General features: G+C 22.3%; 3 protein-coding genes. All 3 read left to right on the top strand.

The features are described from left to right. Nucleotides 1-464 (top strand): hypothetical protein (locus tag HALO113_RS17040; RefSeq protein ID WP_159780341.1); only part of this gene is annotated, 464 nt, incomplete at its 5' end. Between the two features lie 54 nt (nucleotides 465-518). After that, the gene (locus HALO113_RS17035; protein ID WP_159780340.1) at nucleotides 519-869 is read left to right on the top strand and encodes a hypothetical protein; all 351 of its coding nucleotides are present in this window, start codon (nucleotides 519-521) and stop codon (nucleotides 867-869) included. Between the two features lie 4 nt (nucleotides 870-873). Further along, on the top strand, nucleotides 874-1,068 hold a 195-nt coding region (locus HALO113_RS17030; RefSeq protein ID WP_236554784.1), incomplete at its 3' end, for a hypothetical protein.

The raw sequence follows: 1,068 nt of genomic DNA, 5'->3' as shown, positions 1-1,068 counted from the left end.
CTAATTATACTGCACCAAAATATGAAGGCAGTTTTTGTAAAGAACATAAATTAGTCACTCCAGAGGTTGTAAATATTTTAGATTCTTTTGATATAGAAAATTTTAGTAAGAATGATGAAAAAAGACCTATTACTTTAAAGAATGAAACAATTTTTTTAAATAAGAAACAGTATTTAACATCTGTTGGTTATGCTCCTAATAATACATCTTTAGAAATTTATGATAATAACGGAAATCATTTAGAAAAATTAGAGGAACAAATAAATGAAAGTGTAGTCTTTTCAAAAGATTTTAAATACTTAGAAAGCAACAATAAAAAGTATTTGGTTCAATATGCTTATTTTGATGAAAAAAGAACCATAAACGCTACTATTTTAAAAGTAAAAGTATACGAATTAATAGATATTCAAAATATAAAATTAGTTGAAGAATTGAATTTTTCTCCTGAAGTAACTTTTGAGTAAAATGTTTTTTTTTGAATGGTATAAAATTTGATTAGTAGAATTAAACTTACATTTATGAAATTTTATTTTCCTTTTATTTTTATGCTGATTGCTTCGACTTGTCTCTCCCAACATGAAATTAACTTCGATTCTAAAGAATTAAAAAAGGTATTGTATTCAGAAGAAGTTTTAGAAGAAGCTTTTTCTAAAAAAAATAAAAATGATAAAGTTCTTGTTATTTTTAATTTAGAGGAGAATTGTGAAATTACCAATTTTCAAATAAGTAAACCAAGTTTAATACATACATTTAATGAATCCATTATTAAAAATAAAGAAAAAATCATTGAATTTATTAAAAGTGATTTAGATTGTAATAAGATTTTTAAGGGAAAATGTGCAATTCCATTCTACTTCATTGTAGATTAATTAGATGAAAAGCAAAAGAAGAAATAGAACCAATATTATTCTGTTAATTACTTCAATTTCAATATTGTCGTTAACTTTAGTAATACTTTTTTTTAATTTCCAACTAAAAATACTAAAAGGAGATACTAAAAATTTTCATATCAGTTTACATGATTATTCAATAACTAAAGAAAATCCATCATGTAGAATTATTATAGAT

Origin of the sequence: Flavobacterium sp. 9AF, assembly GCF_902506265.1 — a bacterium.
Lineage (GTDB): Bacteria > Bacteroidota > Bacteroidia > Flavobacteriales > Flavobacteriaceae > Flavobacterium.
Note: the sequence above shows the minus strand (reverse complement) of the source record. Positions and strands in the feature narration are given on the sequence as shown.